Raw genomic sequence first — 23,089 nt, 5'->3', positions numbered from 1 at the left:
GGGCTGCCGCTGCCTCCATCGCGACGCCGGCCCCGCACAGCTTGAAAGGCAACCACGTGACGACGCCGCAATCTCTCAACACCCCCGGCGCTCCGCCGACAGTTTCCGGCAAGGACGCGGGCAAAATTGCCCGCGCTGCCTTCGTTGGGACAGCCCTTGAGTGGTACGACTACTACCTCTTCGGCACCGCCGCGGCTCTGGTGTTCAACCGACTCTTCTTCACGGATCTGGACCCCACCGCAGCCCTGCTGGCCTCCTTCGCCACCTTCGGCGTCGGCTTCGCGGCCCGCCCCATCGGCGCCGTCGTCTTCGGCTACATCGGTGACCGTTATGGGCGCCGTCCGGCGCTGCTGACGACGATCGTCCTGATCGGCGTCGCCACCGCCCTGATCGGCCTGCTGCCGGACTTCTCCACCATTGGCTTGGCCGCACCGATCCTGCTCGCCGTGCTGCGCCTGGTCCAGGGCCTGGCCGTTGGTGGCGAATGGGGCGGCGCGGTGACCATGGCCGTCGAGCACGCCCCGGCCGAAAAGCGCGGCCGCTACGCCGCCTTGGTCCAGATCGGTTCACCGGTCGCCACCCTGCTGGCCTCCGCCGCGTTCACGCTGGTGCTGCTGCTCCCGTCGGAGAGCTTCGATGCCTGGGGCTGGCGCATTCCGTTCCTGCTGGCCATTCCGATGCTGCTCGTCGCGCTCTGGATCCGGCTTAAGGTTGAGGAATCCCCGATCTTCAAGGACCTGCTGGCCCAAGAAGACACCGCCAAGGTGCCGGCGTTCGAAGTCTTCCGCCACGCCGGCGGCCGACTGGTGGTTGCCGTACTCGCCGCACTGCTGGGCGTGGGCGGCTTCTACATGATCACCACCTTTGCTGTGAGCTACGGCGCCAACACTTTGGGTGTGGACCGCAACGTCATGGTCAACGCCACCCTGGTAGCCGCCGTCGCCCAGATCATCGTCACCATCCTGATGGGCCGGCTGGCCGAGAAGGTCGGGCCGGGCAAGGTCACCGTCTGGGGCGGACTCCTCACCGCGGTGCTGGCCTTCCCGATCTTCGCGATGATCGACACCAAGTCGCCGCTGCTGATCACCCTGGCCATCACCTTGGGCATCATGCTCATTGCCGTGGCCTACGCCGTCAACGGCGCCCTGCTGACCGAACTGTTCCCGCCGAAGCTGCGCTACTCCGGTGTGGCCCTGGGCTACAACATCGCCGGTGCCACCAGCGGCTTCATGCCGATGATCGCCACCGCCATGCTCGGTGTCTCCGGCAATGCGTCCTGGGGCGCGGCGACGATCCTGGCCATTATCGCGCTGCTGACCGCCCTCGGCGGATTCCTCGGAGAGCGGATGCGCGTCCAGGACAAGCGGATCGTGGCCGACGCCTAAACCTCAACAATGCCCGCCCCAACCGGGGCGGGTCCCGGCGGCCCAGTTGCACCGCCGTCGAAAGCAGCACTCTCCATCCGAGCGGGAGCCGCCCGACCAGGCGGCTCCCCTCGTCATATCAAGGAGCTTTGCATGATTACCGAAGAACAGTCCCGGCGTATCCTCGAGGCAGTCGACGCCGCTTTCGACGCACAACTGGCCTTTACCCAGGAACTGGTGAAGCACCCGTCGCTGCGCACCCAGGAAGGCAGCGCCCAGGACCTGCTGCACTCGGCGATGGCCGAGCGCGGGCTGGACATGGACCGCTGGCAGCTTGATCCTGACGAGCTCGCCACGCACCACGGCTTCGGGCCGGTCACCGTCTCCTACGACGACGTGACGAACGTCGTCGGGACCTACCTCCCGGCAGCCGAGGCCGGCCGCTCGCTGATCCTGAACGGGCACGTCGATGTGGTTCCGGAGGGGCCGGAAGCGGCCTGGTCCCGCTCCCCTTGGGACGCCCCCATCATTGACGGCTGGTTGTACGGCCGCGGCGCCGGCGACATGAAGGCCGGACTGGCCGCCAACCTCTTCGCGTTCGACGCCGTCCGGGCCGCCGGTCTTGAACCGGCGGGCCGTATCCATTTCCAGTCCGTCGTCGAAGAAGAATGCACCGGCAATGGTTCTTTGTCCGCACTCATGCGCGGCTACCGGGCGGACGCGGTGATCATCCCGGAGCCCGAAGAGGACATGCTGGTCCGGGCCAACGTCGGGGTGATCTGGTTCAAAGTGCGGGTCACCGGCAGCCCGACCCATCCGCGCGAGATGGGGACCGGGTTCAACGCCATTGACGCCGCCTATACCGCCATGACCGCGCTGCGCGAAGTCGAGGAAAAGTGGAACGCCGACCGCGGCCGGCACCGCTTTTTCGAGGACCTGGAGCACCCGATCAACTTCAATTTCGGTCAGATCGCCGGCGGCGACTGGCCCTCCAGCGTTCCCGCGTGGTGCGAATTCGATGTCCGGGCGGCCATTTACCCCGGCATTCCGGCTGAACAAGCCTGGACCGAACTGCAGGAATGCCTCGCCCAGCTTCGCACCGGTCCGGCGGCCATCCACGCCGTCGCCACCAAGACCGGATTCTTTTCCGAAGGATACGTCCTGGAACCGGGCAGTGACGCCGAGTCCCTGCTGGAGAGCACGCACCAGCAGGTCTTCGGCACGGAGCTTGGCAGCTTCACCACCCCGGGGTACCTCGACGGACGCGTCTTCACGCTGTACGCGGACACTCCCACGCTGGTTTACGGACCGGTCTCGGAAGCGATCCACGGCTTCGACGAGCGTGTGTCGGTTGAGTCAGTCCGTCGGATCACCCAAAGCATCGCGCTGTTCATCGCCAACTGGTGCGGGGTGGAAGAGCGGGGATAGGATCCCCAGCCGCCGACACCGGTTCCGGCCGGCGTTGGCGGCAGCCGCCTAGCTGGACCGTTTCCGGACAAACTCCGGCAACTGCCGGCCTTCCCACCAGCTGATCGCTTGATTGATCAGCCACCCGAGCACCAGCGACACGGCGATGGCCAGCAGTACGGCGAACTCTGTGGACAGCTGGGGCCAGGCACCGGAGAGCGCGCCGACGCCCACGCAGTAGGCGGACCACAGCACACCGGCAATGACGGAATGTGCCAGGAACCGTTGGCCAGGCTGGGGAATCATCCCGGCAGCCACATTGAGTGTCAGCCGCCCCAAGGGAACGAACCGGGACGTCATCACCAGCGGCAGGCCCTTGCGCCCCAGCCTGGTCCGGGCGGCGCGGAAGGCGGACTGCCGGTGTTCTCCGGAGAAGATCCTGCGCTCCGCGAGGTTGAAGTGGCGCACCAAGACGAAGGTGGCAGCGTCACCTGCCACCGCCCCGGCCAGCATGGCTGCCGCCAGCAGGTAGGGGTTGAGTTCGTCCGTATGCACCGACAGCGATCCCAGCGCCACAAACAGCGTGGTGCTGGGCACCGGAGGAACCATGGCGGAAACGGTCACGAATAACGTGCCGGCGAGGTAGATCCACCAGTAATCCAGGCCGCGCAACAGTTCGCCGAGTTCATCCATCCCTCCATCCTGCCCGAAGTCCACGAAGCGAAAGTTCGGACGGATTCTGCACGGGCGATTCGGCGGCCCTGTTGCCTAGACTTAGCCCATGAGCAACATGGAGACCGCACCAAAGGAAGTCGTCTGCACGTTGGAAGCCGACACCGCCGACGTGGAAGTCCTGGCTCCACGGGACGTGCCGCTGGGCGGGATCCGCGCCATGAACGTCCGCCGGACCCTGCCGCAGAAACGGCGCAGCCTGATCGGTGCCTGGTGCTTCCTGGATCATTACGGCCCGGATCTTGTCTCACAAAGTGGCGGCATGCAGGTTCCCCGCCACCCGCACACCGGCCTGGCCACGGTCAGCTGGCTCTTCTCTGGAAAGATCGCGCACCGTGATTCAGCCGGGTTTGAGGCGATCGTTCGTCCGGGAGAAGTGAACCTGATGATTGCCGGCCGCGGCATCTCCCATCAGGAATTCTCGACGCCGGACACCACTTTCCTGCACGGCGCGCAGCTGTGGTTCGCCCTTCCGGACTCCACCCGGAACATGCCGCCGACGTTCGAGCACTACGTGCCGGAACCCGTCGCCGGTGACGGAACCGAAGTGCGGGTGTTCATCGGCTCCTTGGCCGGTTCCACCTCGCCGGTCCGTACGCACACCCCGCCGCTGCTTGGCGCCGAGGCGCTGCTTCGGGCCGGATCGCGGCTGGAACTCGACCTGGACGCTGATTTTGAGCACGGCATCCTGCTGGATACCGGCGACCTTCGGCTGGACGGGGACCAAGTACCCGTAGACCATCTCGTCTACCTCTCCCCCGGCCGCGGCCGCGTGGTGCTGGAGGCGGGGGATGTCCCGGCACGGGTGCTCTTGATCGGCGGCGAGCCGTTGGGCGAGCAGATCATCATGTGGTGGAACTTCGTGGGGCGCAGCCACGACGAGATTGTCGCCTACCGTGCTGCCTGGCAAGCCGAGATCGACGTGGAACCGGCCCCGGAACCAGCCGGTGGCGCGTACCCGGACGGCGCCCCTTATCCCCGGTTCGGGCCGTACCCTGAGGGGATGCCGGTCCCGCTCCCGGCGCCAACACTGCCGACCGTCCAGTTGCGCCCCCGCGGCTGAAATCCACGAGCCACCGCCGGCTGACAATCACCAGACCGCGGCCGACACCTACAGGAGACAACATGGAATCCGAATCGGCGATCACCGTCCGCCCCAACGCCGAACGCCACCGCTACGAACTGGTCGATGGAGACAAGGTCATCGGCAAGGCCCACTGGCTGCCCTTCGAGGGCAGTGATGGTCCGGAACGGATCTTCTTCCACACCACCGTCAAGGAGGAATACTCCGGCCAGGGGCTCGCCGGACGCTTGGCCCGGTATTCGCTCGACGACACCATTGCCGCCGACTTGGCGGTGGTCACCGTGTGCCCCTATTTCACGTCCTACGTGGAAAAGCACCCGGAATACCGGCCGAATACCGTGCCCGTCCGCCCGCAGCATCTCCAGGCGGTCGCCGAGCTCTCCAGCTAAACGGGAATCCGTCCTTCACCCGGATCTCCACCCTTGAGCCATGCCCTGCGTTCCAGCATGCGGACCCGTCGGAACTCCCTCCGGTGCCCGCCAGTTGTTAAGGCGAGAGATGGTCACCGTGTCCCGGTTTTGATCCCGGGCAGGCAAGGAGCACGACGTGGGAATGTTCGACAAGCTGGTCCAAAAGGGCAAAACCATGGCGGTCCAGTATGCCAAAGAGCAGCTGGCCCAGCGCACCGGTCAGCAGCGCCAGGACCGGCCGCAGGACTCGGGGAACGGCTACGGCCAGCAACCCGGATACGGATACGGACAGGACCGCGGTGGGCAGCGCCGCGGATACGGCGACGGCGGCTACGACCGCCGCGGCAATGACGACGGCCAGCGGTATCCGTCCGCGCCGCAGCCCCACGGCGGCAGGCCCGGCCAAGGCGCCGGACGCGACGCCGACCAGGCGGCCATCGCCAAGTACAAATACATGCTCCACACTGCTCCACCGCAGGATATGGAGCGGGCCCATGCCGAAGCCTTCGCCCGACTGACCCCGCAGCAGCGTGCCATGCTCCGGGATGACCTAAACAGCCAGCTTCCCGCCTCGGAGCAGGCCGCCTCCGACCAGCCGGAAACCTTGGCCCGGACCGCAACCCGCGCCGAGGTAGCCCGGCCCGGCTTCATGGAAAAGATCCTCGGCCAGAGCCGATCGGGACGCGGCGGCGGCCGCATGGCAGCAGGAGCCGCCGGTGCCGCCGGCGGCTTGGGTGCCGGGCTGCTGGCCGGTGTGGCCGCCGGCTTCGTCGGTTCGGCCATCGCGGGTCCCCTGTTGGACGGGTTCTCCGGAATCGGCGAGGGAGTTGCCGGCGCGGCGGAAGGGATCGGCGATAGCGTTGCGACCGCCGGGGAAGGCTTTGCGGAGAACGCGGGCTTCGGTGGCCTCTTCGGCGACGGCGCCGGTGGCTTCTTTGGCGACGGCGCCGAGGGCCTCGGTGACTGGGAAATCTAACTACGCCACCGGCCGGCCGCTGAGGGCAGGCAGGGTTACCGCGCGTTTCGGTTCGCAGTAGCCTTGCGGGTGTCGGGCTGCCTCCTCCGGCGCCCGCGCCCAATGGATCAACCGCAACGGGCCGGTCCGCGCCGGCCGCCGGGAAGGAAGAATCCCATGCCCACGTACAAGATCGGCTACTTCGTCGGCAGCTTGTCCAGCACGTCCATCAACCGAACGCTCGCGAAGGCTCTGATCAAGCTGGCTCCGGACACTCTGGACTTCAACGAAATCCCCATCAGGGACCTGCCCCTGTACAGCCAGGACTATGACGACAACTATCCGCCCGAGGGCAGGGCGCTGAAGGAAGCCATCGAGGCTTCCGACGGCATCTTGTTCGTCAGCCCCGAGTACAACCGCTCCATTCCGGGTGCACTGAAGAACGCCATCGACTGGGGCTCCCGGCCGTGGGGAACCAACTCTTTCGCCCGCAAGCCCACCGGCATTGTCGGGGCCTCCCCCGGCGGCATCGGCACCGCCGTGATGCAGTCCTCCATGCGCGGTGTCCTGAGCTTCCTGGATGCTCCGCAGCTGAACGCCCCTGAGGTCTATATCGCCTTCAAGCCGGAGGTGTACGGGGAGGACGGCGAGGTCAAGGACGAATCGACAAAGGGCTTCCTGAGCCACTACATGGCGGAGTACGGCGCGTTCGTCGAACGGGTCCTGGACGTCAACGCCCCCGGTCACATCGGCGACCCCGACACCGAAAAATAGCTCCAGCAGCTCGTGGACTGAGTGATGCCCCCCCAGACCTGCCGGGTTCAGGGGCATCACTTGGTCCAAGACCGCTCAGTCGTAAGTTTCCGGCCCCGGCTCGTCGGATTCGTCGATCGCCTCGGAGGCACCGCCGTCGTCGTTGTCCTCCTCACCCGGCGGCGGGCTGACGAGGAGCGCCGTCCCTTCGTAGGGCCCCAACTGCAGGTAGAAACTGTGCAGGTCGTCCACGGTACCGATGGCCTCGCCGCTGAACGCGTCGGTCACTTCCGACCCCAACTGCAGCGCTTCGGAACGGACCGTGCCGGCCATCTCCTGCCCGGAGAAGTTCAGCACCGTGACCTCCTGCCCGCCGTCGACCAGCTGGTGCACCATCACCAGCATGCCGCGCTGGGAGACGTCGGGGACGTCGATGAGCGCGCTCTTGGCGATGCCGTACTCGTCGCGGACCTCCAGTATCCGCGTCAGCTGCCGCGCGAAGGAAGATTCGTCGTCGAGCTGCTCGGGCAGCGTGCCGTACAGCGCCCGCGCCATGGGCATGCCGGCCGTCGACTTCTCCGCCGACGGATCGAAGCCCATCAAGTCGTGCGCGCCGCGGTTGATCCAGCGGGTATCCCCGCGGGACATCAGCCGAGCCACCTTGCTGCGATCCAGCGGAAGGATCCCGCAGAGGTCCCAGCCGGAGAGCGCAAAAACACCGGGCTGCAGTGCGTTGTACATGGCCAGCAGCAGGTGGACCTTCCGGACCTCCGCCGCCTGTTCCTCGGTGATGGAGTCCAGCTCGGTGATGCCCAGCACCGCGGTGATCACGCTGGCGGTGGTGCAGGCGATGCCGTTGGCGGTGAAGACCAGGTTGTAGGGCGCGGCCTCGCCGGTGATCCCGTCCCGCAGCGTCTGCTGCACCTTGTGGGCGAGCTCGGCGCCGGTGAGCTCCTCGCCGTCGAGCTCGTAGAGGTCGTCCTTGTGCTTGGTGGTGAAGTGCACCAGTTCGTAGGTCAGCTCGTCGTGGTTCTGCAGCGCGTGCACCAGCGAGGCCTGGTCGATGCCGATCTCCATGGCCAGCCGCAGCGTCAGCCGGAGGAACTCCGTATCCGCGGTGACCAGGGCGTGGTGGTACGCCGGACGGGTGACAAAGTCGTAGGACAGATCCGGGCCGGTTTCGGACGTGGCCTTGATGTCGTCGATGCTGAGGTTCAGTTCCTGGAACGTGAAGGCGCCGACCTTGCGGACCATGCTGCCGATGATCTGGTTGGCCGCCGCGGAGAGCGGATGCCCTTCCGACCAGCCCGGCGTTTCCTCCGCGCTTTTCTCCACGCCCAGAAAGCCATTGGCGTCCAGCCGCAGCGCCCCGGTGCCCAGATCCACCAGCGAATGCAGCGCGTCGCCCATCACCAACCGCATGCCGGAAAAGGTGGGATCCAGCCAGTTAATGGACGGCTGGCCGGCCTTGAAATAGTGAAGGTACACCCAGCGGTGGGGCTTGCCGTGCGTGTCCAGGACCGGCGGTGTGGCGCTCCAGTTGGTTTCCTTCACGCCGGGCTCGTAGAAGATGACTCGCTGAAGCTCGCCGATAATGTACCCGGCCCGCTGGAGGGCGCGCTCGGTGGCGACGTCGATATTGACCGAATCCTCGCCCTCCGGCACGTCGGGCAGCAGATCCCAATCGGATTCGGGAATGTCGATCATGTGGTAAATGCCCGGGTAGTCGCGGAAGTTCATCTCCGCCAAGCGGAAGTCCGCGCCCTTACCGGTGTGGCCCGGCACAATGTCGTCCACAATGGTGCCGCCGTGCTCGGTGGCGACTTCGCACATGCTCCGGAACTCGTCCTCGGTGCCGAACAGCGGGTCGATCGCCATGCTGATCCGGTCGAAATGCCCGTCCACGCTGGGCGTGTGGTCCCAACCGGTCAGGCCGCCGGCCAGCTTCACCGGGCCAATATGGATGGCCTTGATCCCAATCTGTTGGAACGCCTCCCACAAGTCCGAGTCGCCCAGCGCCGCCAGGAACGTCTGCCCGGGACGGGTGATCAGGGACAGCGGGTAGGCCGTGAACCAGACCGATGCCTTCTCCACCGCGGCCCTCGGATCCGGGTAGGCGTAGGGGTTTTGCCACATGCTGGCCTGCCCTGACAGCTGCCGCGCCAGCACCTTGGCATCGCCCAACATGGACTGGTTGCGCAGCCACTCCACGTAGACGCTGTTCCGCGCATCCGGGTCGAACGGTGGCCGGCCGGGCATAAAGTGCCGGCGCCGGGCGGTCGGCCGCAGCGAGCGCGGGCGGGCCGGGTAAAACGCCTCGTCGAACGTAATTTCCGGAACCTGCGGTTCGGCCTCGGGCTCGACGGCGGTGCTGCCGCCGTCAGCGGCAGGATCACCGCCGTTGTTGGAGGCGGGGTCACCGCCGTAGTCAAGGTAAGTGCTGTCAAGGACGGGCTCGGGCCTAGGAACCGAATTGTTCATGGCGTCATCTCCTTCGTGCTCGACTGCTGGAATAATCCAGACCGGTTTGCTTCCAACACTGCCAGACGGGCGGGGCCATCACTACCCCCGCGCCACCTCAAGGACCGCTAAGGCAGCCTGAAGATCCAGCATGAGGTGGATCACCACCAGGTAGGGCAGCAGCGACGGCCGGCGCCGCAACACCCAGCTGAGCAGCAACGCGAAGGGCAGGAACATCAGCCCCCGCCACAGCAGGTAAGTGGTGTCGAAGAGCACCGGGAGCGTGATGTGCTGCAGGGCATGAACGAGCGCCGGGACCAACACCACCAGCCAAACATGCCGGGACAGCTGCGCCAACCGCGGCTGGAGGTAGCCATAGTAGGTGGGCAGCTCCGCGAGCGCTGTGGTCACCGGAAACAGCACGACGGCGGTGATCGCCGCCCAGAGTGGGAGCGGCTGGACCAGCAGCGCGTAGCTGGCCTGCGGATCGCCGTACAACCAGGACGCCAGCACCATGTTGGTTCCCGCGGCGAGCGCCCCGCCAGCCAGCGTGACCAGCAGCAGGCGCCAGAGGTCGCCCTTCCAGCTGCCCCGGTCCGGGCGGTAGAAGCCGGCCAGGCCGGCACCCTCGCGCCGGAGCAGCGCCTGCAGCAGGCCCAGACTGACCAGGTTGGCTAGAACAGCTGTCAACGGCCACCAGGCAGCGGAAGCAGCCCAAGGAGCGGGGTTTCCGGCGGCGGCCAGCAGCAGTGCCGCCACCACTTGGAACACGGCAAAGAGCACTAGGCGGGACAGCAGCAGCCCGGCCACCAGCGTGCCCGGCAGGTCTGCTGCCCGCCGAGACGTTACCGGTGTGCCCGGCGGCGCAGTCATGGCGTAAGACATTCGATACTCCTCAGTGAATACGGTGCGAACGGATAATGCGCGATACTCGGGCCGGGACAGGCCGCCGCGTCGGCCAACTGCTGCCGGCGCGCTCTACTGGCGCTCTACGGGCGGGCTTCGGCGGCGGCCTGCTCCACCTTGGCCAGGAGTTCCGCGAGCTGGCCGCGCTCTTGCTTGCTGAGGCCAGCCAGCAGGGTGTGCTCGGTTTCCACGTGGTCCGGCAGCGCCCTATTGACCAGTTCCAGGCCGGCCTCGGTGAGGGTCACTTGCTTCCCCCTGCCGTCCTTGGCGTCCTTGCTGCGCGTGACCAGCTGCCTCTCTTCCAGCCGGTTCAGGCGCTGGGCAATGGCAGCAGAGGTCACCATGGCGGTCTGGGTCAATTCGCGGGGACTGAGCGCATAAGGCTTTCCGGACCGCCGCAGCGTTGCCAGTACGTCGAAACTGGCCGAGTCCAAATCGTGGCGGGCGAAAGTCGCGGCGAGGACCGCATCGATTTTTCTGGCCGTCCGGGAAATCCTGCCGACCACAGCCATCGGCGAGACGTCCAGGTCGGGCCGCTCCGCAGCCCACTGTCTGAGAATCCGCGTTACCTGATCTTCCATGCCGCTCAGCATAGACTATTGCTAAGCACTTAGCTATATTGACTAAGTGCTTAGCAATAAATGGGTCATCCTGACAGCGACTGCCCTCGCCCCGCTGACCTGGGGAACCACGTATGCGGTGACCACCGAGCTCCTGCCGCCGGACAAACCATTCCTGGCCGCCGCGCTCCGGGCGCTGCCAGCCGGACTCATCCTGCTCGTGGCTGCGCGCCAGCTGCCGCGGGGCGCCTGGTGGTGGAAAGCGGCCCTCCTCGGCGCGCTGAACATCGGAATGTTTTTCGCACTGCTCTTCGTCGCCGCGCACCGCCTGCCCGGCGGCGTGGCCGCGACCATCGGCGCCGTCCAGCCACTGCTGGTGGCGGTCCTGGCCTCGCGTTGGATCGGTGAGCGCTTGACCACCGCCAAGGTTGCCGCCGCAGCTGCGGGACTGGCCGGCGTGGCGCTGCTGGTTCTCCAGTCCCAGGCCAGGCTCGACGCCGTCGGCGTGGCGGCGGCCTTAGGCGGAACTGCCTCAATGGCCGCAGGCCTGGTATTGACCAAAAAGTGGGGGCAGCCGGCCACCTCGCTGGCCGTCACCTCGTGGCAATTGACGGCCGGCGGTCTACTGCTGGCCCCCTTGGCCCTGTACGCCGAGGGCCCGCTGCCTGCGCAGCTGACCGGGCCGAACGTGGCCGGGTACCTGTACCTCTCTCTAGTGGGCACAGCGCTGGCGTATGCACTGTGGTTCCGCGGCTTGCAGAGGCTGCCGGCATTCAGCGCGTCACTTCTGGGCTTATTGAGTCCGGTCGTAGCCACCGCCACAGGCTGGCTGCTCCTCCACCAGCAGCTTTCCCTCGGCCAGACGGCCGGCGCCCTGCTGATCCTTGGCACACTGGTGGCCGCCAATCTGCGGCGAAGGACGACGGCGGAGCACGCACCCGCCGTCGCCACCTGCGGGACAGCTCCCACACACCGAGCCGGCGCCGCCGGTAGCGGTGCTCCGCTATTCCGGCACCCTAGCGGCGGGGGATAGCCCGGCTAAATAGGGTAGGTCTACCCTCTTGCCCTTTCCAGCCTAGCTGCAACATAATGGCTCGTAGCCGCACGCGCCCCACGAACTGGAACCCTCAGTTCCGGCCGTACGGTGTTTGGGGGAAGGACGGTGCGCTATGCGTACTCGTCGGTTACTAATCTTGACTACTGTCTTGGCTCTTGCCACCGCCGGGTTCGTGCCCAGCGCCCAGGCCGCCAATAATTGGACCCAGAGCGAGGCACGGGGACCCAACCACACCAGCCGCGTGGTGCTGACCTATGATGACTGTCCCAGAAGCCTGACCGCCTTCAAGAAGGTAGTCAAATACGCAAAAAAGAAAAACATTGGACTCGTCCTCGCGCCCACCGGCAAATGTTTGCAGCAGTACAAAAAGAAATACGGCGTCGACTTGGCGAAGCTGGCCCGCTCGCACGGCCAGTACGTCATTAACCACAGCATCAATCACCGCAAGGATATGAAGACGCTCAGCTGCTCCGCGGTGGCCCGCGAACTGCGTGCTCCCGGGGTGGTGACCAATTATGGCCGCCCGCCGCATGGCCGGATCGATGATTCGGTCCGCTGCGGCTACCGAAAGGTCGGCATGAAGCCGTGGCTGTGGACCGGCAGCACCGCTGACTTCACGGGCAAGACAAAAGCGCAGGTGGTCTCCAGCGCGGCGAAGATTGCCACCAAGGGCGGCACCATTCTGATGCATATGCAGTGGAACGGTTTCAATCCGGATGCCATCAGCAAGATCAAATCCAAACTGGCCGACCGCGACCTCAAGGTATGCCGGGCCTATCGCGGCAAGGACAACAAAGGCTCAGTCATCACCAGTCCTGTGAGGCTGCCGTCCAAGCTGCCCTGCTAGCTGGCCCGGGCGCTGCGGTTCTCGTAGATGTACTCGGCAGTCACGAGGATCGGCAGATGGTCCGACTGGCCGCGCGGCAAGGTTTCCACGTTCTGAATGTCCAGTCCCAAAGAGGTGGCGAAATCGAAGTGGCCGCGGAATAGCTTGTAGCGCGTGTAGGTCCTGCGGTTGCTCAAGGTCAGGGCGTAGCCGGATTCCTTCAGGTGCTCAACCAAGTTTTTCGTGAAAAACGGGTAATTGAAATCGCCCACCATCAACGTCATTTGTTCGCCCTCGCCTCCCATGCGCAGCAACGCTTCGTGGCCCGCCTTGATCTGGTGCCTGCGCAGGGAGTTGGTGGCCGTTAGCGGTGCGGCGTGGAAGTCGCCGACAACGATTTCATGCTGGGTTTCGTTGTCCACCATTTTGACTCCGAGCAGCCGCTCATGGGCCGGCGCGAGCACGTAATCGTGTAGCGATTTCTTCAGTTCGAAGGTATTCGTATCTACGGCGGAGAACCTGTTCCCGTCGTAATAGATGGCCAGGCCAAGTCTGTTCCCCTTGGTCGAATCGGCCAACTGCAGATGGCCCAGTTTGTCCGGGAGCTTCTCAGTGTCCGCTTCCTGCAGGCACATGACGTCTACATCGTAGCGGTCGGTCAGGTCTTCGAGTTCCTCGCTCGCACTGTGCTTCCGGAGGTTGTAGCTAATGGCTTTCAGCAAGGGATCACCCTTCCAAGGCGGCGGTAGTTGTTGCCTGCGGCCCATCCTACCGAGCCAATCTGGGTGATCCACACAGGGTCCATCTGCCCGCGTCATGTAGGCAGCGCATTCAAGCCATCCCAAGGTGCAAACCCAAGAGCGTGACTCTTCGGCCATGGCGCCATGGCTGGTGCGGCGCGCGATCCCCTCAGGTGCCGCAGAAAGTCCGGTAAGCGCCGAAATCTTCCGGCGGCGCGGCGGCATAGCGCTCCAGCCCCGGACGCTCGTCGTAAGGACGGGTCACCGCGTAAAGGAGGCTGCTCAGCGGGTCCAGGTCCCCTTCCTCAGCGGAGGCAAGCACCTCCTCGACCAGGTGGTTGCGTGCGATGTAGACCGGATTGACCCGGTCCATCAGGCCTGCATCCGGTCTGAACGGATGCCAACGTCCCACCCAGTCATCGAACCCTTCCGGGTTGGGGAACAGGCGCCGCGCCGCCTCAACATGGCCGCGGGCAGCCGCACCGAGGCTGCGGAAGAACGACGTGTGGTCCACTTGGCCCTCCTGGAGCAGTGCAAACAAGTCATTGACCAGTCTTGATGCCGCTGCGGGATCGACGTCGCCGTGCAGGCCGATCTTGGCCCGCGCTCCCTCCGACCACAGGGCGCTGTACTCGCTCCTGAAGGCGCCCAGTGCTTCTGACGCGAGTGCGACCGCCTCCTGCTGGTCGTGATGCAGGATCGGCAGGAGGGACTCGGCAAAACGGGCGAGGTTCCACTCGGCTGCGAGGGGCTGGTTGGCATACGCGTAACGGCCGCCCTCGTCGATCGAGCTGTAGACCGAGGCGGAGTCGAAGGCATCCATAAAGGCGCAGGGGCCGTAATCGATGGATTCACCGGAGATGGTCATGTTGTCCGTGTTCATCACCCCGTGCACAAAGCCCACCAGCATCCACTGCGCCACCAGCGAGGCTTGGGCGGCTATCACCGCTTGGACCAGCGCCAGATAGGGGTGCTCTGCCTCGGCAGCGGCCGGATAGTGTCGGGCAATCGCATGGTCGGCGAGTCGGCGCAGGAGACCGTCGTCGCCCATGGCCCGGGCGTACTGGAAGCTGCCTACCCGCAGATGGCTGCTGGCCACCCGGGCAAGAACTGCTCCCTGCAATTGAGTGTCGCGGTAAACCGGCAGCCCTGTGGCCACTACTGCAAGGGAGCGCGTGCTGGGAATGCCCAAGGCATGCATCGCTTCGCTGACTACATACTCGCGGAGCATCGGCCCCACCGCGGCTTGGCCGTCACCCCTCCGGGCGAACGGCGTTGACCCGGAACCCTTAAGGTGCAGATCGCGAAGGCTGCCACTGCTATCGGTCAGCTCACCCAGCAGGAGAGCCCTCCCATCGCCCAGCCGGGGAGCGTACCAGCCGAACTGGTGACCGGCGTAAGCCTGTGCGACAGGAGTGGCGCCGGCGGGGACGACGTTGCCGGTCAGCAGGTGCAGTCCATCGGGGCTGCGCAGGACGGCCGGGTCAAGCCCCAGCTCGACGGCCAGCGGCTCGTTTAGGATCAGCAGCCGCGGGTCCGGGACCTCCTGTGCCCGCCATGGAATGGCCAACTCCGCAAGCTCGCGGGCGAAGCGACCATCAAACTCCACTGTTGATTGTGCTAAAGCAATCATCCTTCAAGAATATCTACCACACCATAGACGGCGTCACCCGACCCCCTCTGAGGCCAGACCCCACAGGAAGGCCACCATGAACACCAAAATCCTTGACATCCTCAACCGGGCCGGAGAAGAGATGGTTTACATCGGGCCGGACCACCCCACGTACGAGCTGCTGGCCGGGCTGGTGGCTTCCGTACACCAAGCCTGGCAGGAAGGCTATGACCATGGCCGCCATGGGGGTACCAATCAGAATCCTTACCAGGGCTACTGAAAACAGGCAGCACTTACCTCTAGCACTCCCTCCGCAGATAGGTAAAGCTGATGGAGGGGAATCAGTGCCTGCCCACCCGATGCCGCCGTTCTCCTTCGGCAGGGACGGCCACGGCCTGATCAGCTCCTGCTTCCGGCATGGGACCGGAGGACAAACACAGAGAGGTGTTGTGAGATGACTGATTTGGCAAGCACACCGGGCAAAACCACCCAAGTCACTACGGGGCTCTACATTGGGGGTGAAGTCCGGGACACCGGCGAGACCTATGCTGTGGCGGACCCTGGCAAGCCGGATGTCGTGGTGGGCTACGCCGCTGCCGCCTCCAAACAGGATGTGGCCGACGCCGTAGCCGCCGCGAAGTCTGCCTTCCCGGCTTGGGCTTCCCTCGGCGCGAAAGAGCGGGCGGCTCAGCTTGCCGCAGCGATCGAAGGCCTCGCGGACCTGCGGGACGAGGACGCGGCCATCCTGTCGCAGGAAAACGGCAAGATCCGGATGGAGGCCTGGGTGGACGCCCTGGTCTTCGACATCCGCTTCCAGTTGGCGCTTTCGCTCGCCGATCAAGTGGACCAGGGCAAGGTGCTCGAACCGGCGCCGGGCATTCCGGTGACCACGTCCGTGGCCTACCAGCCGCTGGGCGTGGTGACCGTCATCGTCCCCTTCAACTGGCCCATCGCCATCCTCGGCGCCTCGCTGCCGCATGCCCTGCTGGCAGGCAACACCGCAATCGTGAAGCCGCCACCCACCACGCCACTGGCGATCACCCGGGTGGTGCAGCGCGTGGCGGAGAAGCTACCGCCGGGCGTGCTGAACATCGTCACCGGCCACGACAGCGAGATGGGCGGCCTCATCGAGAACGACGACGTGGCGAAGGTCTGCTTCACCGGCAGCGTCGGCGGCGGCAAGAAGATGATGGAGATGGCCTCCAAGAGCCTGACCCGTGTCACGCTTGAGCTCGGCGGCAACGACGCAGCGGTCTTCCTCGACGACGCTATTCTGGACGACACGCACTTGGATCGGCTGTATGCGGCAGTCTTCGATACCACCGGGCAGATCTGCATGAACGCCAAGCGTATCTACGTGCACCGCTCGCGGATGGACGAACTGGTGGCCGGGCTGTCCTCCCGGCTGGAGAAGGCCGTCATCGGCTACGGCCTGGACGAAGGCACCACCATGGGCCCGCTGCACCAGCCCGCCCAGAAGACGTTCGTCGAGGAACTCATCGCCGAAGCCAAGGAAGCCGGCGCAGACGTCCGCGAGTTCGGCGAGCTGCCCTCCGACCCCAAACTGCAGGGCGGCAACTTCCTGAAGCCGGCGCTGGTGGTGGACCCGGCACCCGACCTCCGCGTGGTCACCCAGGAACAGTTCGGCCCGGTCATCCCGATCATCCCCTTCGATACCGAGGAGGAAGCGGTGGCCGCCGCGAACGACACCTGGGCAGGCCTCTGCGGTTCGGTGTGGACCGCAGACAAGGACAGGGCCAATGCGGTCGCGGCGCAACTGGTCTGCGGCTACGTCTGGGTTAACGATCACGGCGCCACCCGGCTGGACCTGCGTGCCCCGTTCGGCGGCATGAAGCACTCCGGATTCGGCCGTGAGCAGGGCATCGAAGGCGTCCGGGCGTTCCAGGACACCCGCTCCGTCGCGCATCTGGATGAAGCGGCGGCGGCCGCAGGCCACTAAGAACAACGACGGCGAACGGCCGGCTGCGCGACAACCGGCCGCCCGCTCCCGCCAACGGTTACGGGCCGGCTCCCCTCAGCAGGGGAACCGGCCCGTTCGGTGCTGGCGGCTCAGACCGCCTGAGCCGTCCGCCAGCCGCCGCGGTATTCGTTCCGGGCGGTGACCGAGTACGGTGCCGGGCTGACCACCGCGCGGACCTCCAGTTGCCGGTGTGGCTCCACGGTGGTCTTGCGCGTGCCGCCGTCGGGCTCGCCCCACACCACCTTCACTTCGGTGCCGATTTCCACGTCCGGGTTGACCGTGGCCAGGGACAGCGCCCGCTTCTCGTTGGCGCTATAGCCGGTGAACAGGGACAAACCCACGTTCGTGCCGCCGGCGTCGATGATCGAGTCGTAGTTCGAGGAGCCGTAGTTGGCGTTGGGCAGGTCGAAGTACTTGTACGCTGTGCCCTCGGTGTCGAACAGCGAGGCGAAGATCTTGGTCATGTCCTCGGCGTTCCAGGCCAGCGTGACCTTCTTGCGCTGCGCTGCAGGGTCGATTCTCTCGAGCGCCTCCCGGCCAATGAAGTCATGGTCGAACTTGACGAAGGAGCCGTAGCCGAGCTCCCACGGGTTCAGGTAGTAGTCCTCGATCTTGTCGGAGACGAAGCTCCCGGCCACGGCGTTGACGGCCTCGTAGCTGTCGGCGCCGAGCCATTCCCGGTAGGGCCGCAGCTCCTCCCCCGAGTAGATGGCCGGCAGCGGGGACGGGATCCAGCCCGATTCCAGCGTGTTGGACGAGTACGCCCGGGCGCCGACGGCCAGCATGCCGAACTCCTGCCCGGCCGCCAGGATGGCCTCCCGGACCCGGTCGTAGGATTCGTACGGTCCCCACAGTTCCAGCCCCGGGGCCCCGGCCATGCCGTGGCGCAGCGTGCGCACCTGCGCCCCGGCCACCTGCATGTGGTCCATGCTGAAGAATTTCAGCTGCTCCACCGTGCCGCCGTTGATCTTCTCGATGATCTGCCAGGCGTTCGGGCCCTGGATCTGGAAGCGCCAGTACTTGCGCCGCACCGGCTTGCCCATTGGCCGCGACGGCGACCGGCGGTCCACCTCCAGCTCCACGTTGTACCCACCGGTCTGGCCGAGGAAGAGCAGCCAGTTGGCGGCCGGCGAGCGTCCCACGTAGACGAACTGGTCCTCGGCCTCGTGGAACATGATGCCGTCGCCGATCACGTGCCCGGACGGCGTCGTCGGCACATATTGCTTTGCCTTATTGACCGGGAAGCTGACCACCGAGTTGATCGCGGTGTCGGAGATCAGTTTCAGCGCGTCCGGGCCCTTGATGAACAGGTTGTCCATGTGGTGCGACTGGTCGTACAGCACGGCGGTGTCCCGCCAGGCCCGGACCTCGCTGCGCCAGTTGGTGAACTCCGGTGCCACCACCGGATAGACGTAGGCGCCGATCTGCGAGTTGCGCAGCATCTCAATCGTGTTGCCGGCCTGGTCCAGGACCTGCTGCAGGTTCTGTGCACTCATGATTCCCCTATCCCCGCCGGCCGCGGCCGGCGTATCCCGCACGCCCGTTGGCCGGGGCGTGCTGTTCGATTGCAGGTGGCAGGGAAACCGGCGTGTGTCAGCCGCCGGGCTCCTCAGCTGCCCGCATGATGGCAGTGGCAACGCTCTTCAGGTGCTTCTCCATGGCTGCTGCGGCCCGTACCGGGTCCTTGGCGCAGACGGCGTCCACAATCTCCAGGTGTTCGGGCAGGGAGACGGAGGGCCGCCCCGGCTGCATGGCCAGCCGGAACTGGAAACGGACGCTCTGGCCGCGCAGCCGCGCGATCAGGGCGGCCGCCGTGTTGTGCCCGCCCAGTTCGATGACCCGCCGGTGCAGCGTTTTATTGCAGTCCGAGTACTTCAGCAGGTTCCCGGTTTCCACGGCCTGGCTCATGGCCCTACCAAGCGCCTGCAGTTCCTGCACGTCCTCGTCGGTCACGTGTTCTGCTGCCTTCGCGGCGCAGACGGCCTCCAGCGCGGCCCGGACTTCGGTGATCTCCACGGCCTCTTCCACCGAAACCGCGCGCACGCGGGCGCCCCGGTTTTGGATCCGCTCCACCAGCCCCTCCAGCGTCAGTTCCGCCAGCGCGGCGCGGACGGTGGCCCGGCTGGCGTTGAACTCGGCGCAGATGTCCGCCTCCACCAACCGCTGGTTGGGGACCAGTTCGCCCCGGTCAATCGCCTTCTTCAGCCCGGCGACGACGGCGGCTGAGTCGGTGGGCTTCGGGACGGCGGGTGGGGTGGTGCTCACGGGAGGCTGCTCCATGCTGGATTGTGTGCTGACAAAGTTGTTGCCAACAACCTAGCCCACCCGGACTCAGTGCTCGTCCGGCACATCGATGGGCGGCGTGCCGTGGGTATGGAACGTGGAGATGGTCTGCATCCCCCAGGCCTGGCCCTTCTTGCGTTCGGTCTCGCTCCACACCACCGGCTCCCAGTCCGGGGCCAGCAGCAGCCGGGCCCCGGCGTTGGCGAACTCGATGCGGTTGCCGCCCGGCTCGTAAACGTAGAGGAAGAACGTCTGGTTGATGGTGTGCTTGTGCGGGCCGGACTCGATGTGGATGCCGTTTTCCAGGAAGATGTCGGCGGCCTTCAGGATGTCTTCCCGGGTGTCCGGTGCGAAGGCGATGTGGTGCAGCCGCCCGGATGCGCCGAGGTTGTCCGCGGAGTAGACCAGGTCGTAGGACTTCTGACCGAACCGGAACCAGTGGGCCGCCGTGCGTCCGTTGTCCAGCCGGATCAGTTCGCTGTCCTTCAGCCCCAGGACCTCGGCGGAGAACGAGGCGTTCTCCTCCACATTGGCCGCCAGGTAGTTGATGTGGTCCAGCCGGCGGGCGTTGACCCCGTGGCCGGGGAAGCGGGAGGCCTGGTTCTTCAGCGCCGGCTTGTCGTCCGAGGCCTGGTACCACTCGGTCTCGTAGTAGACGGACATTGGGTGCCCGTCGGGGTCGGTGAAGTGGAACGACGGGCCGACGCCGAATTCCCCGTCCCGCCAGTCCCCGCCGAGTCCGGCCTCCTGGATCGAGGCGACCAGCCGTTCCAGTGCCTCTGGCGACGCAGCCCGGTGGGCGACGAGTCCGACGCCGGAGGCCGCGCGCGGGGTGAGCTTGATGCTCCAGTTCTCGTAGTCGTCCCAGGTACGGAGGAACACCGATTCGCCGGCGCGGCCGACTTCCCGCATGGCCAGCAGGTCGTTGAAGAACCAGTAGCTTTCGTCGAATTTATCCGTGAAGAGCTCGATGTTGCCGAGATGGGCGATATCGCCGTGGTGGGGTGTCATGCTCATCCTTCAAGTGGTTGCTTAGTGGGTTTGTGCGCGGGGAAAAACGGTGCCGTCGAACAGCTTCCGCGCTGTCCGCAGCACCGTGGAGGACTTGGTGGTGATGCCGGAGGGCCCCTGTTTCAGTTCGGCGCCGACGTCCAGGTAGCCGGTGGGATGTTCCAGCCGCAGCGGTCCGCCGTCCGCGGGCAACTGCGCCAGTTCATGCCCGACGGCGTCCGGCAGTTGGATGCCGGCCGCCACGGTGGTGCCGCCGAGCACGCCGATGGAGGTGTGGCAGCGCACCGGCAGGAAGCTGCGGGTGGTCACCGCTCCGCCGTTGCGCGGTGGGGCGAGCAGCACCAGCTTGGGCACCGTCTTGGCGGAGACGTCGCCCATGCCCATCAGCTCCGCGGCTTCCAGCCGGATCCGCGCCAGCCGGCCGGCCAGCTCGGTGTTGGCTTCCAGTTCGGCCGGGCTCTCGGTGCCGCTGACGCCCAGTTCGGACGCGCGCATCAGGACCGACGGCATGCCGTTGTCCACGCAGGTGACCTCGATGCCGTCCACCACATCTTTGGTGTTGCCGGTGGGCAGCAGGGCCCCGGTCGAGGAGCCCGCCGTGTCCGCGAAGTCCAGCGTGATGGGCGCCGCTGTGCCGGGCACGCCGTCGATCGCCGCGTCCCCCCGGTAGTCCACGCGGCCGCCGGGCGTCGCGAAAGTAGCCGTGGCAATGCTGTCCGAATTCACCATCCGGATGCGCACCGACGTCGTGCTTTCCTGTGCAGGGACCAGGCCGCGCTCGACGGCGAAGGGGCCGATGCCGGCGAGGATGTTGCCGCAGTTCTGGCTGTCCGACACCGTGGGCTCGTCGACGGCCACCTGCAGGAACAGGTAGTCCACGTCGGTGGCCGCGTTGGCCGACGGCGAGACGACAGCCACCTTGCTGGTCAGCGGGTGCGCCCCGCCGATGCCGTCGATCTGCCGGGCATCCGGGCTGCCCATGATCCGCAGCAAGAAGTCGTCCCGCTCGGTGGGGTCGAACGGCAGGTCGTCGGCCAGGAAGTAGGCGCCCTTGGAGGTGCCGCCGCGCATCAGCAGGCAGCGCACGCCGTCGTCGCAGTTCCGGCCGGAAGCCGAGCCCGTGTGCGGATTCCGGGCGCCGCCGTGTTCAGCCGTCATAGTCCTCAGCCGCCACATACTGCACGCCGAGCCTTTCCAGCAGCGGCCGCAGGCCGTAGTAGTCCAGCCCCAGCGTCCCCTCCTGGAACAGCGACCGGGTCTTCGCTTCCTTGGCCTCGCGCGCCTTCGATGCCTCGATCGCGGCCGAAACCTCCAGCCGCGGCACGCAGACCACGCCGTCGTCGTCGGCCAGCACCACGTCGCCGGGGCGCACCGTGACCCGGCCCAGGGCGATCGGCACGTTGACCGCGCCGGCGCTGGCCTTCACCGTCCCCTGCGCGTGCACGGCCGCGGACCAGGCCGGGAAGCCCACCGCCTGAAGCTCGGCGACGTCGCGGATGCCGGTGCTGGTGACCACGCCGCGCACGCCGCGGTACTGCAGGGCGGTGGCGAACAGCTCGCCGAACAGCCCGTCGGTGCATTCGGAGGTGGTGGTGACCACCAGGATGTCCCCGGGCCGGCACTGCTCGATGGCCGCGTGGATCATCAGGTTGTCGCCGGGCCAGCAGAGCACCGTGACGGCGGTGCCGGCCACCCGGACGCCGGACTGGATCGGCCGGAACTGCGGGCCGGCCAGGCCGGTGCGGCCCATCGCCTCGTGCACCGTGGCCACACCGAAGCCGGCGAGCGCATCGACATCGGCCAGCTCGGCCCGGGGCGGGTTGGTGACAATGACGTTTTTCATGCCAGCGTGGTGGTCACTTGCGGGTAGTAGCGCATGTAGGCCTCGCCCTTGGTGTCGGTGGTGAAGCCCAGGTTGGGGCCGGCGTTGCGCTTGACCTGCACGCCGCGGCGGGTGGCCAGGTCCGTGTAGTAGTCCCACATGTGCTGCTGCGCCGCCAGGCACTCCATCGCCTTGCGCTTGGCGGCGAAGGCATCGGTGATGTCCAGCAGTACGTTCGGCTTGAAGTCGCACTGTTCCGGCTGGTGCGGTTCGAAGAAGAACACCGGCGGCGCGCCCAGCGGATCGCCCGGCGCGTCGTAGCCGATGGCCTGCGCCAGCACGCGGGCGTCCAGCGCCATCCGGGCGGCGGCCGGGTGGTCCCCGTTGTAGGGGTCCACCAGCGGGTGGGTCAGCACCACCGTGGGGTTGACCTCGCGGTAGATCTGCACCAGCTGGTCCACGAGTTCGCGGGTGGGCACCAGCGGGTAATCGCCGGCATCCAGGAACCGCACCTCCGCGCCGAGCGCCGCGGCCGCATTTTCGGCCTCCTCGCGGCGGATCGCCTTGATCTCCTCCAGCCCCTTGCCTTCCCGCCAGGCCTTGGCGGACTCGCCGCGTTCGCCATAGGACAGGCACACGACGACGGCGCGCTCGCCCCGCTGCGCCGCGGCGGCGATCGCTCCGCCCGCCCGCCAGACGAAGTCTCCGGCATGGGCGCTGACCACCAGCAGGGCCGGCTCGGTGTTGTTCACGAAATTCTCCTAGTGCTAGGACCGTTCTGAGTGGAAGTCAATCACTGAGAACCAGAATCGTCAACAATCTTGGTTGCAGAATGTGTTGGCGGGATGCGGTGCCCCCGGAGAGCACAGCGGACCTGCCTCGGGGAGAGCCGGCGTACACTCTGCGCCACATTGGGCCGCGGAGACTAAGGGTCGCTGATGGTCGAGGTGTAACAGGGCCGCCAAGGTAGGGGCCGCCGCCCACCAGGCGGCAGGATTCCTTGCCGTTCCGCGGCAATGTGGCGCATAGCGTACATACGCCCGCCGGATCTCCGTCCGGATACTCGCCCACCGCCGGCACCCGCCCGCCGGGCACTTCCCATCGGCGGGTGGCGCGACGATGATTT

22 protein-coding genes are annotated in these 23,089 nt (G+C 66.4%); 10 read left to right on the top strand and 12 right to left on the bottom strand.

Annotation, left to right across the window (positions count from 1 at the left end):
• The first annotated feature begins 56 nt into the window (after positions 1–56).
• On the top strand, positions 57–1,385 hold the full coding sequence (locus AC5RWT_RS06190; protein ID WP_494045142.1) for an MFS transporter: 1,329 nt from the start codon (positions 57–59) through the stop codon (positions 1,383–1,385).
• Positions 1,386–1,517: 132 nt separating this feature from the next.
• The gene (locus tag AC5RWT_RS06185) at positions 1,518–2,792 is read left to right on the top strand and encodes an ArgE/DapE family deacylase (protein ID WP_494079566.1); all 1,275 of its coding nucleotides are present in this window, start codon (positions 1,518–1,520) and stop codon (positions 2,790–2,792) included.
• Between the two features lie 48 nt (positions 2,793–2,840).
• Here AC5RWT_RS06185 and AC5RWT_RS06180 read toward each other — a convergent pair whose 3' ends face one another.
• Entirely contained in the window at positions 2,841–3,464 is a 624-nt protein-coding gene (locus AC5RWT_RS06180; protein WP_494079565.1) for a DedA family protein, read from the bottom strand.
• Positions 3,465–3,552: 88 nt separating this feature from the next.
• On the opposite strand from AC5RWT_RS06180, the gene AC5RWT_RS06175 reads away from it, so the two are divergent.
• The 4 genes from AC5RWT_RS06175 to AC5RWT_RS06160 all read left to right on the top strand — a co-directional run bounded on the left by AC5RWT_RS06175 (position 3,553) and on the right by AC5RWT_RS06160 (position 6,726).
• Positions 3,553–4,566, top strand: coding sequence for a pirin family protein (locus AC5RWT_RS06175; RefSeq protein ID WP_494079564.1), 1,014 nt, complete (start codon positions 3,553–3,555; stop codon positions 4,564–4,566).
• 62 nt (positions 4,567–4,628) lie between these two features.
• Positions 4,629–4,976: a GNAT family N-acetyltransferase gene (locus tag AC5RWT_RS06170; protein ID WP_494079563.1), complete on the top strand. Its 348-nt coding sequence runs from the start codon at positions 4,629–4,631 to the stop codon at positions 4,974–4,976.
• A 163-nt stretch (positions 4,977–5,139) separates the two neighbouring features.
• Positions 5,140–5,973, top strand: a complete 834-nt coding sequence (locus AC5RWT_RS06165) for a hypothetical protein (protein ID WP_494079636.1) — start codon at positions 5,140–5,142, stop codon at positions 5,971–5,973.
• A 156-nt stretch (positions 5,974–6,129) separates the two neighbouring features.
• Positions 6,130–6,726 (top strand): NADPH-dependent FMN reductase, encoded by a 597-nt coding sequence (locus AC5RWT_RS06160; RefSeq protein ID WP_494079562.1) that lies wholly within the window; start codon positions 6,130–6,132, stop codon positions 6,724–6,726.
• A 75-nt stretch (positions 6,727–6,801) separates the two neighbouring features.
• Here the strand turns inward: AC5RWT_RS06160 and treS are convergent, their stop codons facing one another.
• The 3 genes from treS to AC5RWT_RS06145 all read right to left on the bottom strand — a co-directional run bounded on the left by treS (position 6,802) and on the right by AC5RWT_RS06145 (position 10,652).
• Positions 6,802–9,186: a maltose alpha-D-glucosyltransferase gene (treS, locus tag AC5RWT_RS06155; protein WP_494079561.1), complete on the bottom strand. Its 2,385-nt coding sequence runs from the start codon at positions 9,184–9,186 to the stop codon at positions 6,802–6,804.
• An 81-nt stretch (positions 9,187–9,267) separates the two neighbouring features.
• The gene (locus AC5RWT_RS06150; protein ID WP_494079560.1) at positions 9,268–10,050 is read right to left on the bottom strand and encodes a CPBP family glutamic-type intramembrane protease; all 783 of its coding nucleotides are present in this window, start codon (positions 10,048–10,050) and stop codon (positions 9,268–9,270) included.
• Positions 10,051–10,154: 104 nt separating this feature from the next.
• A complete protein-coding gene (locus AC5RWT_RS06145; protein ID WP_494079559.1) occupies positions 10,155–10,652 on the bottom strand; it encodes a MarR family winged helix-turn-helix transcriptional regulator in 498 nt (165 codons plus the stop codon).
• Between the two features lie 46 nt (positions 10,653–10,698).
• Here AC5RWT_RS06145 and AC5RWT_RS06140 point away from each other — a divergent pair, with 46 nt between their 5' ends.
• Together AC5RWT_RS06140 and AC5RWT_RS06135 are read left to right on the top strand one after the other, a co-directional pair.
• On the top strand, positions 10,699–11,664 hold the full coding sequence (locus tag AC5RWT_RS06140; RefSeq protein WP_494079558.1) for an EamA family transporter: 966 nt from the start codon (positions 10,699–10,701) through the stop codon (positions 11,662–11,664).
• Between the two features lie 172 nt (positions 11,665–11,836).
• Positions 11,837–12,535 (top strand): polysaccharide deacetylase family protein, encoded by a 699-nt coding sequence (locus tag AC5RWT_RS06135; RefSeq protein ID WP_494079557.1) that lies wholly within the window; start codon positions 11,837–11,839, stop codon positions 12,533–12,535.
• Here the strand turns inward: AC5RWT_RS06135 and AC5RWT_RS06130 are convergent.
• Both AC5RWT_RS06130 and AC5RWT_RS06125 read right to left on the bottom strand, forming a co-directional pair.
• Positions 12,532–13,233, bottom strand: a complete 702-nt coding sequence (locus AC5RWT_RS06130; RefSeq protein ID WP_494079635.1) for an endonuclease/exonuclease/phosphatase family protein — start codon at positions 13,231–13,233, stop codon at positions 12,532–12,534. The genes AC5RWT_RS06135 and AC5RWT_RS06130 overlap by 4 nt on opposite strands.
• A 190-nt stretch (positions 13,234–13,423) precedes the next feature.
• Entirely contained in the window at positions 13,424–14,887 is a 1,464-nt protein-coding gene (locus AC5RWT_RS06125; protein WP_494079556.1) for a protein adenylyltransferase SelO, read from the bottom strand.
• Between the two features lie 76 nt (positions 14,888–14,963).
• On the opposite strand from AC5RWT_RS06125, the gene AC5RWT_RS06120 reads away from it, so the two are divergent.
• On the top strand, positions 14,964–15,146 hold the full coding sequence (locus AC5RWT_RS06120; protein ID WP_494079555.1) for a hypothetical protein: 183 nt from the start codon (positions 14,964–14,966) through the stop codon (positions 15,144–15,146).
• 174 nt (positions 15,147–15,320) lie between these two features.
• Positions 15,321–16,826: an aldehyde dehydrogenase family protein gene (locus tag AC5RWT_RS06115; RefSeq protein WP_494079554.1), complete on the top strand. Its 1,506-nt coding sequence runs from the start codon at positions 15,321–15,323 to the stop codon at positions 16,824–16,826.
• Positions 16,827–16,936: 110 nt separating this feature from the next.
• Here AC5RWT_RS06115 and ligM read toward each other — a convergent pair whose 3' ends face one another.
• From ligM to AC5RWT_RS06085, 6 genes are all read right to left on the bottom strand, one after another.
• A complete protein-coding gene (gene ligM / locus AC5RWT_RS06110; RefSeq protein WP_494079553.1) occupies positions 16,937–18,343 on the bottom strand; it encodes a vanillate/3-O-methylgallate O-demethylase in 1,407 nt (468 codons plus the stop codon).
• A gap of 97 nt (positions 18,344–18,440) precedes the next feature.
• On the bottom strand, positions 18,441–19,112 hold the full coding sequence (locus AC5RWT_RS06105; RefSeq protein ID WP_494079552.1) for a GntR family transcriptional regulator: 672 nt from the start codon (positions 19,110–19,112) through the stop codon (positions 18,441–18,443).
• Positions 19,113–19,178: 66 nt separating this feature from the next.
• Positions 19,179–20,141, bottom strand: coding sequence for a VOC family protein (locus AC5RWT_RS06100; protein WP_494079551.1), 963 nt, complete (start codon positions 20,139–20,141; stop codon positions 19,179–19,181).
• 21 nt (positions 20,142–20,162) lie between these two features.
• Positions 20,163–21,299 (bottom strand): 4-oxalomesaconate tautomerase, encoded by a 1,137-nt coding sequence (locus AC5RWT_RS06095; RefSeq protein ID WP_494079550.1) that lies wholly within the window; start codon positions 21,297–21,299, stop codon positions 20,163–20,165.
• Entirely contained in the window at positions 21,289–21,984 is a 696-nt protein-coding gene (locus AC5RWT_RS06090; protein WP_494079549.1) for a 4-carboxy-4-hydroxy-2-oxoadipate aldolase/oxaloacetate decarboxylase, read from the bottom strand. The genes AC5RWT_RS06095 and AC5RWT_RS06090 overlap by 11 nt, the downstream gene beginning before the upstream one ends.
• Entirely contained in the window at positions 21,981–22,715 is a 735-nt protein-coding gene (locus AC5RWT_RS06085; protein ID WP_494079548.1) for a PIG-L deacetylase family protein, read from the bottom strand. The genes AC5RWT_RS06090 and AC5RWT_RS06085 overlap by 4 nt, the downstream gene beginning before the upstream one ends.
• Positions 22,716–23,089 lie beyond the last annotated feature (374 nt).

The sequence above is a fragment of the Arthrobacter sp. Dra40 genome, from assembly GCF_059091905.1.
This window is presented reverse-complemented; position numbering and strand designations above follow the sequence as displayed.

Bases quoted from the DNA above. Each gene is read 5' to 3' on its own strand.
- AC5RWT_RS06185 (WP_494079566.1), top strand. From the start codon at position 1,518: ATGATTACCGAAGAACAGTCCCGGCGTATCCTCGAGGCAGTCGACGCC.
- AC5RWT_RS06180 (WP_494079565.1), bottom strand. From the start codon at position 3,464: ATGGATGAACTCGGCGAACTGTTGCGCGGCCTGGATTACTGGTGGATC.
- AC5RWT_RS06175 (WP_494079564.1), top strand. From the start codon at position 3,553: ATGAGCAACATGGAGACCGCACCAAAGGAAGTCGTCTGCACGTTGGAA.
- AC5RWT_RS06170 (WP_494079563.1), top strand. From the start codon at position 4,629: ATGGAATCCGAATCGGCGATCACCGTCCGCCCCAACGCCGAACGCCAC.
- AC5RWT_RS06165 (WP_494079636.1), top strand. From the start codon at position 5,140: ATGTTCGACAAGCTGGTCCAAAAGGGCAAAACCATGGCGGTCCAGTAT.
- AC5RWT_RS06160 (WP_494079562.1), top strand. From the start codon at position 6,130: ATGCCCACGTACAAGATCGGCTACTTCGTCGGCAGCTTGTCCAGCACG.
- treS (WP_494079561.1), bottom strand. From the start codon at position 9,186: ATGAACAATTCGGTTCCTAGGCCCGAGCCCGTCCTTGACAGCACTTAC.
- AC5RWT_RS06150 (WP_494079560.1), bottom strand. From the start codon at position 10,050: ATGTCTTACGCCATGACTGCGCCGCCGGGCACACCGGTAACGTCTCGG.
- AC5RWT_RS06145 (WP_494079559.1), bottom strand. From the start codon at position 10,652: ATGGAAGATCAGGTAACGCGGATTCTCAGACAGTGGGCTGCGGAGCGG.
- AC5RWT_RS06125 (WP_494079556.1), bottom strand. From the start codon at position 14,887: ATGATTGCTTTAGCACAATCAACAGTGGAGTTTGATGGTCGCTTCGCC.
- AC5RWT_RS06120 (WP_494079555.1), top strand. From the start codon at position 14,964: ATGAACACCAAAATCCTTGACATCCTCAACCGGGCCGGAGAAGAGATG.
- AC5RWT_RS06115 (WP_494079554.1), top strand. From the start codon at position 15,321: ATGACTGATTTGGCAAGCACACCGGGCAAAACCACCCAAGTCACTACG.
- ligM (WP_494079553.1), bottom strand. From the start codon at position 18,343: ATGAGTGCACAGAACCTGCAGCAGGTCCTGGACCAGGCCGGCAACACG.
- AC5RWT_RS06100 (WP_494079551.1), bottom strand. From the start codon at position 20,141: ATGACACCCCACCACGGCGATATCGCCCATCTCGGCAACATCGAGCTC.
- AC5RWT_RS06095 (WP_494079550.1), bottom strand. From the start codon at position 21,299: ATGACGGCTGAACACGGCGGCGCCCGGAATCCGCACACGGGCTCGGCT.
- AC5RWT_RS06090 (WP_494079549.1), bottom strand. From the start codon at position 21,984: ATGAAAAACGTCATTGTCACCAACCCGCCCCGGGCCGAGCTGGCCGAT.